Annotated in this window: 16 protein-coding genes; 9 read left to right on the top strand and 7 right to left on the bottom strand. The window is 71.6% G+C overall.

All coding sequences use genetic code 11. The features are described 5' to 3' along the window. The first annotated feature begins 2 nt into the window (after positions 1-2). From QZ772_RS21235 to QZ772_RS21245, 3 genes are all read left to right on the top strand, one after another. Entirely contained in the window at positions 3-1,241 is a 1,239-nt protein-coding gene (locus QZ772_RS21235; RefSeq protein WP_295530627.1) for a CaiB/BaiF CoA-transferase family protein, read from the top strand. Positions 1,242-1,302: 61 nt separating this feature from the next. Next, positions 1,303-2,073 carry a hypothetical protein gene (locus QZ772_RS21240; protein ID WP_295530630.1) on the top strand — a complete coding sequence of 257 codons (771 nt, stop codon included), beginning with the start codon at positions 1,303-1,305 and terminating at the stop codon, positions 2,071-2,073. Beyond that, the gene (locus QZ772_RS21245) at positions 2,070-2,549 is read left to right on the top strand and encodes a hypothetical protein (RefSeq protein WP_295530632.1); all 480 of its coding nucleotides are present in this window, start codon (positions 2,070-2,072) and stop codon (positions 2,547-2,549) included. Before QZ772_RS21240 ends, QZ772_RS21245 begins: the two co-directional genes overlap by 4 nt. 22 nt (positions 2,550-2,571) lie before the next feature. On the opposite strand, the gene QZ772_RS21250 is transcribed toward QZ772_RS21245, so the two are convergent. The 3 genes from QZ772_RS21250 to QZ772_RS21260 are packed head-to-tail and all read right to left on the bottom strand — an operon-like array spanning position 2,572 to position 5,701. Beyond that, complete coding sequence (locus tag QZ772_RS21250; protein ID WP_295530635.1) at positions 2,572-3,468, bottom strand: DMT family transporter; 897 nt, start codon at positions 3,466-3,468, stop codon at positions 2,572-2,574. Between the two features lie 46 nt (positions 3,469-3,514). Next, positions 3,515-3,985, bottom strand: coding sequence for a CopD family protein (locus QZ772_RS21255; RefSeq protein WP_295530637.1), 471 nt, complete (start codon positions 3,983-3,985; stop codon positions 3,515-3,517). Positions 3,986-4,042: 57 nt separating this feature from the next. Further along, on the bottom strand, positions 4,043-5,701 hold the full coding sequence (locus tag QZ772_RS21260; protein ID WP_295530639.1) for a hypothetical protein: 1,659 nt from the start codon (positions 5,699-5,701) through the stop codon (positions 4,043-4,045). A 177-nt stretch (positions 5,702-5,878) separates the two neighbouring features. On the opposite strand from QZ772_RS21260, the gene bla reads away from it, so the two are divergent. Beyond that, on the top strand, positions 5,879-6,808 hold the full coding sequence (bla, locus tag QZ772_RS21265; protein ID WP_295530642.1) for a class A beta-lactamase: 930 nt from the start codon (positions 5,879-5,881) through the stop codon (positions 6,806-6,808). 154 nt (positions 6,809-6,962) lie between these two features. Further along, complete coding sequence (locus QZ772_RS21270; RefSeq protein WP_295530645.1) at positions 6,963-7,388, top strand: DUF1330 domain-containing protein; 426 nt, start codon at positions 6,963-6,965, stop codon at positions 7,386-7,388. 9 nt (positions 7,389-7,397) lie between these two features. Here QZ772_RS21270 and QZ772_RS21275 read toward each other — a convergent pair whose 3' ends face one another. Beyond that, positions 7,398-7,688 carry a hypothetical protein gene (locus tag QZ772_RS21275; protein ID WP_295530649.1) on the bottom strand — a complete coding sequence of 97 codons (291 nt, stop codon included), beginning with the start codon at positions 7,686-7,688 and terminating at the stop codon, positions 7,398-7,400. 114 nt (positions 7,689-7,802) lie between these two features. Between QZ772_RS21275 and QZ772_RS21280 the strand changes: the two genes are divergently transcribed. Beyond that, positions 7,803-8,705, top strand: a complete 903-nt coding sequence (locus QZ772_RS21280) for a LysR family transcriptional regulator (protein WP_295530653.1) — start codon at positions 7,803-7,805, stop codon at positions 8,703-8,705. A 66-nt stretch (positions 8,706-8,771) separates the two neighbouring features. Here QZ772_RS21280 and QZ772_RS21285 read toward each other — a convergent pair whose 3' ends face one another. Continuing rightward, a complete protein-coding gene (locus QZ772_RS21285) occupies positions 8,772-9,950 on the bottom strand; it encodes a citrate synthase (RefSeq protein WP_295530656.1) in 1,179 nt (392 codons plus the stop codon). Positions 9,951-10,035: 85 nt separating this feature from the next. Between QZ772_RS21285 and QZ772_RS21290 the strand changes: the two genes are divergently transcribed. The 3 genes from QZ772_RS21290 (at position 10,036) to QZ772_RS21300 (ending at position 12,970) form a co-directional block, all read left to right on the top strand. After that, the gene (locus QZ772_RS21290) at positions 10,036-11,166 is read left to right on the top strand and encodes a citrate synthase/methylcitrate synthase (RefSeq protein ID WP_295530659.1); all 1,131 of its coding nucleotides are present in this window, start codon (positions 10,036-10,038) and stop codon (positions 11,164-11,166) included. Between the two features lie 144 nt (positions 11,167-11,310). Continuing rightward, positions 11,311-12,369, top strand: a complete 1,059-nt coding sequence (locus tag QZ772_RS21295; protein ID WP_295530661.1) for a phosphotransferase — start codon at positions 11,311-11,313, stop codon at positions 12,367-12,369. 10 nt (positions 12,370-12,379) lie between these two features. After that, positions 12,380-12,970, top strand: coding sequence for a DUF3253 domain-containing protein (locus QZ772_RS21300; protein ID WP_295530663.1), 591 nt, complete (start codon positions 12,380-12,382; stop codon positions 12,968-12,970). Here QZ772_RS21300 and QZ772_RS21305 read toward each other — a convergent pair. After that, positions 12,934-14,115: an MFS transporter gene (locus QZ772_RS21305; protein WP_295530667.1), complete on the bottom strand. Its 1,182-nt coding sequence runs from the start codon at positions 14,113-14,115 to the stop codon at positions 12,934-12,936. The genes QZ772_RS21300 and QZ772_RS21305 overlap by 37 nt on opposite strands. Then, positions 14,112-15,014, bottom strand: a complete 903-nt coding sequence (locus tag QZ772_RS21310) for a 2-dehydropantoate 2-reductase (protein ID WP_295530670.1) — start codon at positions 15,012-15,014, stop codon at positions 14,112-14,114. The genes QZ772_RS21305 and QZ772_RS21310 overlap by 4 nt, the downstream gene beginning before the upstream one ends. Between the last annotated feature and the right edge of the window lie 7 nt (positions 15,015-15,021).

A 15,021-nucleotide genomic window follows, 5' to 3' on the forward strand; every position in this document is an offset into this window, starting at 1 on the left:
GCATGAGCAGCAGCCCAGCCGCGCTCGACGGCATCAAGGTCCTCGACCTGTCCCGCGTGCTCGCGGGCCCCTGGTGCACCCAGATCCTGGCGGACCTGGGGGCGGACGTGGTCAAGATCGAGCGGCCCAGCGTGGGCGACGACACCCGCAGTTGGGGCCCGCCCTTCCTCAAGGACGCCGAGGGCCAGGACACCACGCAGTCCACCTACTTCACCGCCTGCAACCGCAACAAGCGCAGCATGACGGTGGACATGGCCTCGCCCGAGGGCCAGCAGATCCTGCGCCGCATGGCGGCCGAGGCCGATGTGGTGGTCGAGAACTTCAAGACCGGCGGCCTGGCCCAGTACGGGCTGGATTACGCCAGCCTGCGTGCTCTCAACCCGCGGCTGGTGTACTGCAGCGTGACCGGCTTCGGCCACGACGGTCCTTATGCCGAGCGGGCCGGCTACGACCTGATGATCCAGGCCATGAGCGGCATGATGAGCATCACCGGCCGGCCGGATGCGGAGCCCGGCGGCGGTCCGCTGCGGGTGGGCGTGGCGCTGATCGACCTGTTCACCGGCTGCTATGCCTCCACCGCCATCCTGGCCGCGCTGCGCGCCCGCGAGGCCAGCGGCGAGGGTCAGCACATCGACATGGCGCTGCTGGATGTCTCCATGGCCATCCTGGCCAATCAGGCCACCGCCTTCCTCAACACCGGCAAGCCGCCGCAACGCCAGGGCAACACGCACCCCAGCCTGGCGCCCTACCAGGACATCGCCACGCAGGACGGGTCCATGCTGCTGGCCATCGGCAACAACGGCCAGTTCGCCCGCTTCTGCGAGGCGGCGGGCCATGCCGAATGGGCGGCCGACGAGCGCTTTGCCAGCAACACACTGCGCGTGAAGCACCGGGCCGAGTTGATCGCGCTGATGGAGGCCGTCACCCGCACCCGCACCACGGCCGAGTGGGTAACGCTGCTCGAAGACAAGGCCGTGCCCTGCGGCCCCATCAACGACATCGGCCAGGCCTTCGGCGATGCACAGGTGCGCGCCCGGGGTCTGGCCGTCACGCTGCCGCGCGATGCGGGCGACGGCATCGAGGCCATCACCGGCGTGGCCAGTCCGCTGCGCCTGACCGCCACGCCGCCCGTGCTGCGCCGCGCGCCCCCGGCCTTGGGGCAGCACACGGACGAGGTGTTGGGGGAGCTGGGTTTTTCGGCTGAGGACATTGCGCGCTTCAGGGCGGAAGCGGTGGTGTAGACCACAGACAAATCTGTCCTTCAGGGCGCTGTGGCGACGGGTCGCTACCTAGAATCGCATGATGGACATGCAACGGGTCAGCCTCAGCTTGCACGATGAGTCGGAGGGCTACGAGATCTCGCCCGAGCGAGTGCCGATGGCCGTCCTGCGGAACTTCACCAAAGACGTCGATGACTTTCTGAAGGGCGAATCGGGTGAGGTCGACACCTCGGCGCTCGACGTGTCCGTGGTCCATGGTTCGATCGGCATCCGCACCGAGCCGATTGCGCATACCGGGCTGTTTGCGGATCTGCGGCGGCTGAGTACGTCCTCCCTGCTGGACGGCATCGATCCCCGTCGCCGCAAAGTGGTCGAGCGATGGCAGAAGATGGCACGTTCCCATCGCAGGTTATGGATCACGATCGCCACACCCGCCCTGGCGCAACCGTTGGTGGTGTCGGCAGCCACTGACTTTCGTGCTGATGATGCCGATCAGTGGGTGCGCGTTGAGCGCTATCTGCAAGGCGAGGTCGTGGAGATGGGCGGAACACGAACCGTCAATGCCCATATCCGGTTGCCCGATGGCCGCACGCTGATCGCCGAATCGAGTCGCGAAGTGTTTCGCAGCGACAAGGTGAATCGTCTCTACAAGGTGGCCATGGCGCGCATCGTCGCGGAATACAACGTGGTCACCCGTGAATACCGCGATGTTCATCTGCTGGCCTTCGAGGAGCACCACAACGTACTCGACGAAGCGTCCCTCGCACGTTTGACCGAGCGCGGCGCCAAAGCCTGGAAGGACATCCCCTCGGCATCGAGCTGGGTCGACGGCATGAGGGGGAACAAGGCTTGATTTCCATTCTTCTGGACACGAGCTTCCTCATCACATTGGCAGATCCTGGGAGGCCGCATCACCAGACCGCCGTGCTTTACTTTCGCGAGGCATTACAGCGGGCATGTCCGCTGTACCTCTCGTCGATCGTGGCATCGGAGTTCCAGGTCAAGCAGGCCGTCACGGACCTGCCGCTGCGAAATCTGCAGGTACTGCCGTTCAACATCGACCATGCGATGACGGCCGGACAGCTCATGCGCTCTTTGCAGCGGGATCGCGAAGACGACCGTGCCGCTGTGAAGGACGACATCAAGCTGATCGGCCAAATGGTGTGCGAATCGATCACGCATCTGCTGACCGAAGACCGCAACCTTGCCGCCAAGCACTTGGCACGCCTGCATGACCAAGGACTGACGACGGCCAGGGCTGTTCTGTTGGCAGACGGCTTCGAGACCGATTGGTTCGAAGGCGGGCAGCGTCGGCTGCTCGGGGACTGAGGCCAAGTAGGCCGAGGCGGCTTCAGCCCGCCGCCCGCGGCGCCTCGCGCCGCACCAGGTACAGCCCGCTGGCGATGATGGTGGCGCTGCCCGCCAGCGTCCACGCGTCGGGCGTGGCGCGCCAGATCAGCCAGTCCAGCAGCAGACCCCAGGCCAGGGCGCTGTATTCGAAGGGCGCCACGGCGGCGGCCTGGCCGTGGCGGAAGGCCTCCGAAATGGCCAGCTGCGCCAGGAAGCCCGCGACGGACAGCGTCGCAATGGCCGGCACATGCTGGGCCGACACGGGCGTCCACACGGGCAGGGCCAGCGCGCCGCCGCCCACGGCCAGGCTCACGGTGGTCCAGAACACCAGCGCGCTGCTCGGCTCGGTGCGGCTGGCCAGCCGACCCAGCACATTGCTCAGCGCATAGCAGACGGCGGCGCCCAGCACCGCCAGGGCGCCGGTCGTGAGGAAGGCGTCGCCGTCCGGCCGAAGCGCCACCACCACGCCGCCGAAGCCCACCACGATGGCCACCCAGTGCCGCGGCTGGATCCGCTCGCCCAGCAGCGGCACGGCCAGCAGGCTGATGAGCAGCGGCGCGACGAAGCTCAGCGTGTAGGCCTCGCCCAGCCCCATGGTGCGCAGACCGGCGGTGTACAGCACCAGCATCAACACGCTGAGCACACCGCGCATCAGGTGCAGGTGCCAGCGCATGCCGCGGTGGAACACCTGCCCGCCCTCGCGCCGCCACAGGATGTATAGCGCGATCATGGGCAGCGAACTCCAGCCCCGCAGCGCCACCACCTGGGCCGGCGCGAAGTGGCCGCCCAGCACCTTGAGCATGGCGTCCACCACGCCGAAGGCAGCACAGGCGGCCAGCATGGCGACGATGCCGCGCAGCGTGCCCGACAGGCGCGCGCCGGGGACCGCCCCGCTCACCGGCCGGGTCCGCCGCACTGGGCGGAGTGCGCGTGCGAATGCGCCCTCATCCGGCGCGACCCAGCAGCGCGACCACGAAGACCAGCACGCCCAGCACCAGGTTGAAGGCCACGCGCAAGCGGATGCGGTTGAGCGCCGCACCGGCCTCGGGCCACTGGTGGGCAGCCACCGCGCGGCGCAGTGCCGGGAAGGCGCTGGCGCGGATGGTGATGTAGATGAGCGTCATCACCGCCGCCAGCCCGGCCATCGCATGCACCCGCCAGTGGGCGTTCGCGAAGCCGCCCATCTGCCCCAGCATCGCGAAGCCGCTGAGCCACAGCGTGGCGATGGCGATGTCCACACCGATCAGGAAGCGCCGCAGCACGGCGGCCATCAGCGGCAGTCGCTGCGGCGGGGCCAGCAGCGCGGCCGCAGCGGGCCGCACGGCAAGGTGCAGCGTGGCCATGCCACCCACCCAGAAGGTGGCGGCCAGCACATGCAGCAGAAGAAGCAGGGCGTAGAGGATGGTGGGGCTCATGGGGGGTCGGGTTCTGGGGGAAGGTGGGAGATGTCTCGAAGGGCGTGGGCCGGCCGATCATCCCATTGCCGCGCGTCGGACGGCACGCCGTGGTGGCGGCTCCAGCGCCAGCAGCTCGGCGGGCAGCGCGTCGTTCCATACGTCGCGAAAGTAGGCGCGGTCGCTGGCCACCAGCTGCGGCAGCACGGTGCGCAGCCGGGCCAGGGCCGTGGCGGCGGTGCGCAGGTCTCGGCCATGGGCGGAGAACCAGGCCTGCTCGAACAGCAGGCCGGCCAGCTGCAGGCCGGGGTAGCGGCGCTGGCCTGCGTCGTGATCGGCCAGATGCTGCGCGGCCACCCCGGCCCAGCCGCCGCGCGTGGCGGGGCCGTCCAGGCTGGGCGCGAGGCGGTCCCCCGCGCTTTCCTCGGCCAGGGCGCGGGGCGTGAGCGGTCGCAGGGCGGCGAACTCGGCCAGTGGCAGGCCGGGGCGCGGCTGACAGTCGCCGCGGGCGATGCGCATCAGGTAGATGGCGTTCCAGGCCGAGCGGCCGTGCCCATCGGCCAGGCCGCACAGCCATTCGCTGAAGGCGATCCACTGCACCGCATGCCGGCGCGCCTGCGCACCGCGTGCCTGCGCCGCTGCCTGCACGCCCAGGCCCACGCGGTCGAACAGCCACACGGCCATGCCCATGTTGGCGGCCACGTGCTGGGCGGCATCGAAAGCATGCGATTCGAAGGCCGCGGCCAGGGCGCGGCCGAAGTGCTGCATGGCCTCGTCGGCTTGCAGTGTGGCGGCGGCAGCGTCCGTGGTGGCCAGGCCCAGCGCACGCGAGCGGCAGGCGAGCGCCCATAGGTTGCTCCACTCGAAGCGCACCTGCGGATGGTGGCGCAGCAGTGGTGCCTGCTGCGCATCGCGCGTCATGGCGGCCAGCTGGGCCTGGGCCTGCGGCAGGTCGCGCGCGGTGTAGCTGCACCACGCACCCACGATGGCCGCCATCGCGCCCAGGTAGTCGTGGCTGGCCACCTGCCGGGCCAGGCGCTGGCGTTGCAACGCGGCCAGGCGCTTGCGGGCCTGCGCGTCATCGCCCAGGCGGCGCCAGAGCAGCGCCTCGTTGAGCGTGACCAGCGCGCGCTGGTAGTCGTCCTGGGCCAGGTCGGCCGCCTGGCGCATGGCGGCCAGCGCGCTGGTGGGCGCCTTGGCATCGCGCTGGCCTTGCACCGGAGCGGCCCAGCGGCCCTGCCGCATGGCCTGCTGCGCGGCGGCGAGCTGGTGCCAGAAGCGGGCGTCCTGCAGTTGCACCGCGCTGGCCTGTGCTTCTGCGGCGCTGGTACGCGCGCGCCGCGGCGATGCGGAAAGACCCAGGAACGCCGCCACATCGGCCGGCCGGGCTGCCTGCCCATCGACGCGCAGACGCAGGCGCCGCGCCTCGGCCGCAGGCAGCCAGAACGGCCCCTGGCTGCGGCCCTCGGCATTGAGGAAGCGCGGGTCGCGCGCCGTGTCCGGGCCCCAGCCGACGCGCAGGCCCCAGGCCTTGAAGTCGCGGAAGGCGCGACTGACCACCATGCGCAGGGTTCGCGCGGACGACACCTGCCCGCGCAGGGCATCGAGCGCCACCACCTCGCCAATTCGCTGCGCATGGTGCAGCCGCACCAGCAGCCACAGCGATTGATAGGCCGCCGGCCGTCCGTCCACCGACTGGGGCGAGCTGAGTTCGATGTCGATGGAGGGCAATGGCATGCGGGAAGACGGCGATGTGACAGGTGTGACAGCAGTGCGGCGCAGCCGGCCCCGCGGGCTTGGTGGCCGGGGCGGGCCTTCCTACGATGCGGGCTCGTCGCGACGCCTTGGCCCGCGACCGCCTGCCCCGCATTGTGGGCGGCCTTCCCGCTCCCATCATCTGTCCACAGGATCCCCATGACCTTCCGCCACCCGGCTGCATCTCCTGAACTCGCGCAGCGCCGTCGCCTTCTGTCCGCCCTCGCCGCCGCGCCGCTGGTGCTGGCCACGACCGCATGCGCCACCGCCGCCGCGCCCGCCGACCGCGAGGCGCAGGCCGCGCTTACGGCCCTGGACGAGGGCTTCGATGGCCGGCTTGGCGTGTTCGCGCTCGACACCGGCTCCGGCGCCACGCTGGGCCAGCGTGCGGGCGAACGCTTTCCCATGTGCAGCAGCTTCAAGGCCGTGCTGGCGGCGTCCATGCTGGACCGCCGCCGGCGGCAGCCGGACTGGCTGGCCCATCGCGTGCGCTACGCCAAGGCCGACCTGGTCAGCTATTCGCCCGTCACCGAACGCCATGTGGGCGAGGGCATGACCGTGGCCGAACTCTGTGCCGCCACGGTGCAGTACAGCGACAACGGCGCCGCCAACCTGCTGATGGCCCAGAGTGGCGGCCCGCAGGCGCTCACCGCCTTCGCGCGCAGCCAGGGCGACGGCATCTTCCGGCTCGACCGCATCGAGCCCGCACTCAACAGTGCCATTCCGGGCGACGAGCGCGACACCACCACGCCCGACGCCATGGCCCGGCTGCTGCAGCGGCTGGTGCTCGGCGAGGGCCTGCCACCGCGGGAGCGGCAGCAACTGGGCGACTGGCTGCGCGGCAACACCACGGGCGCACGACGCATCCGCGCGGGCATGCCCGCGGCCTGGACCGTGGGTGACAAGACGGGCACCGGCGCCCACGGCTCGGCCAGCGACATCGGCGTCGTGTGGCGACCGGGCATGGCACCGCTGGCGCTGGCCATCTACACGACGCGGCCGAAGGCGGATGCACCGGCCGACGAGGCCGTGATCGCAGAAGCGGCGCGCATCGTGGCCCGTTGGGCGGGCGCGGGACGGACGGCCTGAGCCCACCTTCGCGCGACCAGGCCATCGGCTTTCGTGTCGATGCCGCGCCGCCCGGCGCTGTCACGGGCGCAACAGCGCCGGGCGCGCACGCCGGTCACCATGGGCGAGCGTCCATCCACGGTCCCGCGTGGAGGCACCTTGAACGGAGACCCGAATGTCCATGTCGCTGCCTTCAGACCGCGTCGCCATCGATCCGACGCGCGACAGCTTCAAGCAGTTGTTCGACCAGGTGCCGGCGGACACCCCGGTACTGATGCTCAACCTGCTGGCCTTTCGCGCGCAGGCCGCCGATGCACCGGGCGCGCCGGTGCGCTCGGGCCGCGCCGCGTACGCCACCTACAGCGAGGCGGTGGTGCCGCTGCTGGCGAAGGTCGGCGGGCAGGTGCGCTGGGTGGGCGATGCGCGTCATGCGTTGGTGGCGCCGCCCGGCGAGGCCTGGGACGAAGTGCTGCTGGTGGAATACCCCACGCGCGACGCCTTCGCCGCCATGATCCAGTCGCCCGAGTACCGGGCCATCGTGCATCACCGCACGGCGGCGCTGCGCGACGCGCGGCTGATCGCCACCACGCAGAGGCCTTGAGGCTCCGCCTCAGCGGCCCAGATGGCCGAGCAGTTCGCAGCGGCCCACGCCCAGGTCGTTGAGCTCGTGCTGGCCCATGGCCATCAGCAGCGCGCCCTCTTCCCGCAGGCGGCGCGCCTGGATGCGGCGCACGCGCTGCTGCGCTGCTGCATCGCGCAGACGCTGCAGCAGGCCGGCGCGGGCCGGATTCGCAGCGGCCTCGATCATGGCGTCGCGCGGCACGGCACCGGGCGCGTTGGCGCGTCGGGCCACGGCGGCGCTCGGGCAGGCGGTGGCGGGTTGCAGCACGAGGGTGTTCATGATCGGCTCCTGGCGTGTGTTTCTGGCACGAGGTGGTGAAAGGAACCGCGATGATGCGCCGCGGCGCAGCATCGGAGAAGTTGAGAGTTCTGAGGGCTGCGATCAGAATGCCTGATGCGCCAATTGAACCTCGACCAGGTCCGCACCCTGGTCGCCATCGCCGACCTCGGCAGCTTCTCGGCCGCCGCCCAGGCCCTGCACCTGGCCCAACCCACCGTGAGCCTGCATGTGAGCGAGCTGGAGTCGCGGCTGGGCGTGCCGCTGCTGCTGCGCTCACCGCGGCTTGTGCAGCCCACGCCGGCTGGCGCCGAGCTGGTCGAGCGTGGCCGTCGCCTGTTGCGCGATGCCGACGAAGCCATGGATGCGGCCCGCCGGCGGCATGCGGGACTGGAGGGGCGGGTGCGCATCGGCGTCTCTACCACCAGCGTGGTGGTCGACCTGCTGCCGCCGGTCTTCGAGGCGCTGGCCGCCCGCTATCCGGGCATCGAGCTTTCGCCCGTGTTCGTGGGCTCGGCCGACTCGGCCACCGGGCTGGTGGGCGGCGCGGTGGACCTGGCGGTGGTCGCCCTGCCCCAGCCGGCGCTGCCCGGCGTGCGCTTCACGCCCTGGCTGCGCCACGAGATGCGTGCGCTGGTGCCCGCAGCCTGGCCCGGTCTGCCCAAGCGCGCCACACCCGCCTGGCTGGCACAGCGGCCGCTCATCATGAACGAGCCGGGCACGCGCATGCAGACGCTCACGCTCGAATGGTTCGGTCGCGCCGGCTTCTCACCGCGGGCGCGCATCGAGCACAACTACGACGTCGCCATGCGCGGCCTGGTGGAGGCCGGCTACGGCGCAGCGCTGCTGCCGCTGCGGGCCAGCCATGAAGAGCCCGCCGGCTCGCGCGTGCGGGTGCTGCCGCTCAGCCCCCGGCTGGTGCGTCAGCTGGTGATCGGTCACCGCACGCAGGAGCCTGCCGGTGGCCCGGTGCGGCGGGTGGTGGACATGCTGATGGAGATGGCGGGCCAGGTGGGCTGAAGGGCGCGCCGGATCGCGTCGTCCATTCAGTCGCCGTGCTGGTCCGCGCTGGCTGCGGGGCTTCGTTCAATGTGCGGCGGAGCCGCCCGGCGCCGGGCCGGTGTAGCGCGCACGCGGCCGGATCAGCGTGCCCGTGGCCTGCTGCTCCAGCGCATGGGCGATCCAGCCCACGGCACGCGCCAGGGCGAACAACACCAGCGGCGCATGCGCTGGCAGCCGGTGGGCGGTGGTGAGCGCTGCGAGTGCGAAGTCCACATTGGCCTTTTCGCCCATCAATCGCTCGCCGGCCTCGCGCAGGTCAGCATAGGGCGCGGGCAAGTCGATGTGGGCGAGCAGGGCTTCGCATCGCACATCGCCCTGTGGATAGAGCGGATGGCCGAAGGCGGGCAGCCGCCGGCCGAGCGACAGCCATTCGTGCATCGCGGCGTCCACGCCCTCGCGCTCGGCCGTGCGGACCAGGCCCAGCGTGGCCCGCGCGGCGCCGCCATGCAGCGGGCCGCTCAATGCAGCGAGTCCGCCCAGCACGCTGGCAGCCAACGAGGCGCCGGTGGACGCGGTGACGCGTGCCGCGAAGGTGGAGGCGTTGAGTTCGTGGTCGGCCAGCAGCACCAGCGCGCGCCGGATCAGGTCGGCCGCCTTCGGCCGGCGCCAGGCGGCGGCCAGACGTTCATGCAGCAGCGCACCGCGGGCCGGCCCGGCCAGGGCATCGGCCATCAGCCCCATCAGTCCCGCGGCCTCCTGCAGCAGCGCGGCGCGGCCCCGACCGCGCGCCGGCGGATCGGCCGCCGCGCGCAAGGCCAGCGCGGTCATCGCGCCCGCGAGCGGGGCGGTGGACGAAGCCGGTGCGAGCGTTGCCGCCGATGAGGCGAAGGGTGGGGCCGTCCCGTCCCACAGCAGGGCCGACACCTGTTCCAGCGTGCCTGCATCGGCGAGTGCGCACGCGTCCTGTCCGCGGTAGTAGAGCCGCCCGGCAATGACCGTCGAGATCGCCGAGGCCATCACCGGCTCGCCCCACTGGATGGCCTCGCCCGCCAGCACCGCATCGCTGCGCCGGCCCTGCCGGCGCGCCGCCAGGCGCTGCAGGTCGTCGCGGTGGTAGAGGCTGCGCCGCGGGTCGCCTGCATCGGGCCGCGTGCGGATACGCCCGCGGCTCACGTTGGCATAGAGCGTCTGCGGACGTACCTTCAAGAGGGCCAGGGCATCGGCAGCGGGCAGCCACAGCGGCAGCTTCTCAGGGGCGGTCATGTTGATGGAATCAATCAAGATTGACGTCAATATTGTGCGGTTTCCACAATGCCTTTCATCCCAACGACACACGAAAGGCTGCGACATGACGGGCGACGACAACAACGGGCTGGAAGGCGTGGTGGCGGCCCACACGGTGCTGTCCGAGGTGGACGGCGCCGCCGGCCGGCTGGTGCTGCGCGGCCATGCGCTGGATGACATCGCTGGCCGCTGGCGCTACGAAGAGGTGCTGGCGCTGCTCTGGCAGGGCTTCTTCGCGCAGCTGCCTGCGGCGCCTGAGATGGCCCTTGCGCTGGGCCGTGCGCGTACCGATGTCGCGGCCCTTATGCGTGCAGACGATCACACCATGCTGTCGGCGCTGACGCCGCTGGAAGCCATGCGTGCCCTGCTCGCCCGCGTGCCCGACGGCGATGACCTGCCCACCGCCCTGCGCCTGGTGGCGGCGCCCGTCGTGTTCACGGCCGCGGTCCTGCGCTGGAAGGCGGGCGAGTCGGCCATGGCGCCCGACCCCGACGCGTCCCATGCGGCCGACTTCCTGCGCATGGTGTCGGGCCGGCCGGCGACATCGGCAGAGGCGGCGGCGCTCGACGCCTACCTGGTCACCGTGGCCGACCACGGCCTCAACGCCTCGACCTTCGCGGCGCGCGTTGTCGCGTCCACGGGCGCCGGCCTGGCCTCGGCCGTGCTGGCGGGTCTGAGCGCACTCAAGGGTCCGCTGCATGGCGGCGCGCCCGGGCCGGTGCTGGACATGCTCGATGCCATCGGCAGTGCCGATGCGGCCGCGCGCTGGCTGGAGGCGGCGCTGGACCGCGGCGAGCGGCTGATGGGCTTCGGCCATCGCATCTACCGGGTGCGCGATCCGCGCGCCGACGCGCTCAAGAAGGCGCTGCGCCAACTGGCTCAGGCCGGCGGCGTGGAAGCCGGCCGCGTCGCGCTGGCCGAGGCCGTGGAGCGCGCCGCCCTCGCCTCGCTGCAGGCCCGCAAGCCGGGCCGGGTGCTGGAGACCAATGTCGAGTTCTACACCGCCCTGCTGCTCGAAGCCGTGGGCCTGCCGCGCGAGGCCTTCACTGCCGTCTTCGCGGCCGGCCGGGTCGGTGGCTGGGTGGCGCATGCGCGCGAGCAGGTGCAGCGCGGGCGGCTGATCCGGCCGCAGTCGGTGTACGTTGGGCCAGCACCCGCGGCGGCGACTCGGGTGGCCGAGCCGGCCGCGGTCTGACGGCGAGACGGCGCGAGGCCGCGGGACGTGCCATTGGGGGGGTCGGCCTTTGGCATCGCCGAAGCCAACGCCCCTTAGACTCCGCGCCCCGTGCCGACCCCCGCGCATCCGGCGCTCAGTGGCATGGGCGGCAGAAAGCGAACCATGGCCCCATCCGATCCGTGCGATCCCGCGCTCGTCCCCACCCACACCACCGTCGCCGCGCGTTCCGTGGCGGCCTGGGTGCAGCGGCACTATGGGTTGGCGGTGGAGCACTGCGCGCTGATCCGCCGCGGGCTCAACGACAACTACGCCCTGCGCGTGGCAGGCGGTGCCCGCCACGTGGCGCGGCTCTACACCATCCGCCCGCGCGGCCCTTTCAACGTCGAATTCGAGACCGCGCTGCTGAAGCACCTGCAAGGCCGCGGCGTGGGCGTGGCCGCCCCCGTCGACACGGCGGCGGGCGGCTCGCATGTACGCCTGCAATGTCCCGAAGGCGAGCGCGCGCTGGCACTCTTCCACCACGTCGATGGCGCCGTGCCGGACGCCCTGGACGAGTTCGCCGCGACCGGCGAGGCGCTGGCCCGCCTGCATGCCGCGGCGCGGGACTACGAGGGGCCGCCCAGCCTCTACCCACTCGACGGCCACGGCATGGCCGGCCGGACGCGGGCCTGGCTGCGGGCCTATCCCGGGCTCGATGCCGGCGTGCTCGCCAGCTACGAATCGCTGATCGGTTCCTTGCTGAAGGAGCTTGCCGCGGCCGAGCCCGCACTGACCCGCGTGCTGTGCCACGGCGACACCCATGGTTTCAACAACCATGTGGTGACGGACGACGCGGGCGGCAAGCGCGCGCTCCTCTTCGACTTCGACGATGCCGGCCCGGGCTTCCTGGCCTACGACCTGGGCGTGATGCCCTGGTCCTACCTGCTGCGCAAGGGCCTGCGCGAAACCGACGACGTGCTGCGCGAGCGCTGGGCGCACTACCTGGCCGGCTACCGCGCTGCCGGGGGCGTGGTCACCGAGGCGGACCTGGCGGCCCTGCCGCTGTTCATCCAGCTGCGCCATCTCTGGAACCTCGGCGAGGCCGTCGGCCGCCTGCACCATTGGGGAACCAGCGCGGCGCCCGAGGACTGGCTGCGCAAGCAGATCGAGGTGATGGCGGCGTGGGAGAAGCTGGACCTGCATCCGGCGTCCGCCGACAGCGTGGTGGGGCCGCCCGTGTGACGATGCCGTCATGCGCCCGACCGACGCCACTGTCCGCCTCGCCATCGCCGACCTGCTGTCGCAGCGCGCTGCCGAGGCGACCGTGTGTCCGTCGGAAGTGGCCCGCGCGCTGTCGGCCGAGAACTGGCGGCCACTGATGCCGCAGGTGCGTGCCGTGGCCATCGACATGGCCCGCCAGGGCCGGCTGGAGATCCGCCAGCGCGGCACGGCCCTCTCGCCCGATGCCGAACTGCACGGCCCGATCCGACTGAGTCGAAGGGCATCGATGGCCTCCGCCGAAACAGACACGGCTGGACATCCCACGACGCCCGACGGCCGCTACTTCGTCGTGCGCGGCCGGCTCTGGCGCAAGGCCAACCCGGACCTGCCGCAAGACAAGCGCGATGCCCTCGTGCGGCAGCTGATGGACGCCCGCCGCGCCCTGCGCGGCCGCCGCTCCGACGCCGAACGCCAAGCCGCGCGCGAACAGGTCGACCAGGCCAAGCGCGCCCTGGGCGAGCGCGGGCCCGTGTGGTGGACCGACGGCGCGCCCGACTTCAACCGCCGCATGGCCCGCAACACGCCCTACCGCGACTGGTTCGCCGCCTTGCCGGACGACTGACGCAGCCCCAGCCACAGCAGCGCCGCGGCGATCAGTGCCAGCGGCAGCAGCGAGCCCAGGTTCAGCAGCGTCCAACCCCGTGTGGTGACCAGCGCGCCCGAGGCGAAGGAGGTGCCCGCCAGCACGGCGAACTGCAGGAAGTTCATCGCCCCCTGCGCCCGGTTGCGCTCCTGCGGCGTGTGCGACTGCAGCGAGAGCGTGGTGCTGCCGGTGAACAGGAAGTTCCAGCCCACGCCCAGCAGGAAGAGCGCGATGGTGAAGTGCTGCAGTTCCACGCCCGACAGCGCGATGGCCACGCACAGCATGTTCAGCAGCACGCCCGTGCCCATGATCGGCAGCGTGCCGAAGCGCTGGATCAGGTGGCCGGTGAAGAAGCCGGGCGCGAACATGCCGATCACATGCCACTCCAGCACGAAGGCCGCGTCCGAAAAGGGCAGGCCGCATTGCTGCATGGCCAGCGGCGTGGCCGCCATCAGCAGGTTCATCACGCCATAGGCCAGCGCGCCGCCCATCGCCGCAACCAGGAAGGTGGGCTGCCGCAGCAGTTGCGCCACGTTGCGGCCGGCCGAGGCCGACGAGGTGGCCAGCGGCAGCGGAAAGCGCATCAGGGCCAGCAGGCCCATGGCCAGCAGCGCGACCACCGCCAGCGCCAGGTAGGCGCCGACGAAGGGCGCGGCCGTGAGGTCGCGCGTGCGGGCCGCCAGGTTGGGCCCCACGATGGCGCCGATCAGCCCACCCGCCATCACGTACGACACCGCCTTGCTGCGCATGGCCGGCGCGCACAGCTCGGCGGAAGTGAAGCGGTAGAGCTGGCCGTTGGCCGAGTAGTAGCCCGCCAGCAGCGTGGCGACGCACAGCAGCCAGAACTGCCGCGTGAAGGCCGCGAAGGCGCACAGCAGCGCCGAGCTCAGCGCCACGAGCAGGCCGAGGAAGAAGCCCGTCTTGCGCCCGAAGCGCCCCTGCACCCAGGCCACCGGCGCGGTGAACAGCGCGCCGCCCACCACATAGCCCATCACCGGCAGCGTCGCCATCCAGCCATACGGCGCCAGGGCCAGCCCCACCAGGCCGTTGATGGCGATGAAGGTCACGTTGTTGGTGAGGAACAGCCCCTGCAGGGCCGTCAGCAGCCAGAGGTTGCGGTTCATCGTGCCGCCGGCGGCGCCTCCAGCAGCCGGACCACGCTGTGCAGCAGCCGGTTGAGCGGCACCGGCACGCCCAGCGCATCGCCACGCCGCACCACATAGCCGTTGATGTGGTCGATCTCGGTGGGCTTGCCGCGCATCAGGTCCTGCGCGGTGGAAGAGAACTGCGCCGGCATGGTGGCCGCGATGGCGTCGACCGCGGCATAGGGATCGCCCGGCACCTGCACGCCGTCGGCCTGCGCCACGGCCAGGCATTCGTCGGCGATGGCGCGCAGCGTCGGCAGCATGCCCGGCGCCGGATGGATCACGCCATAGGGCTGGCGGGTTATGGCCGAGATCGCGTTGTAGGCGGCATTGAGGATCAGCTTGGCCCACAGCGCGCCGATGGCCTGCGGCGACACCTCGGTGGGCACGCCGGCGGCCTCCAGCAGGGCCGCGACGTCGGCACTGCGCGCGGACGGGCCGATCACCAGTTCGCCGCGGCCGTGGTGGCGCAGATGGCCGGGTCCTTCCATCTCGGTGGCGACGTAGACCACGGCCGGCACCACCGTCTGCTGCGGCAGCACCGCCTGCAGGCGCTCGGCGTTGTCCACGCCGTTCTGCAGGCTCAGCACCAGCGCGCCGGGCGGCAGGTGCGGGCGCATCTGCTCGCCCGCGGCCTCGGTGTCCGGCGATTTCACGCAGAACAGCACCAGGTCGGCGCCGGCCACCGCCTCGGGCCCGGTGGCGGCCTGCAGCGGCACCTGCTCGTCGAAGCGCGTGGTCTGCATGCGCAGGCCCTTGGCGCGCACCGCCTCCACATGGGCTGGCCGGCCGATCAGCACCACCGAATGGCCCGCGCGGGCCAGCATGCCCCCGTAGTAGCAGCCGACCGCGCCGGCGCCCATCACTGCAACCTTCATCTTTCGC

The sequence above is a fragment of the uncultured Pseudacidovorax sp. genome, assembly GCF_913773995.1.
Classification (GTDB): Bacteria; Pseudomonadota; Gammaproteobacteria; order Burkholderiales; family Burkholderiaceae_C; genus Xenophilus.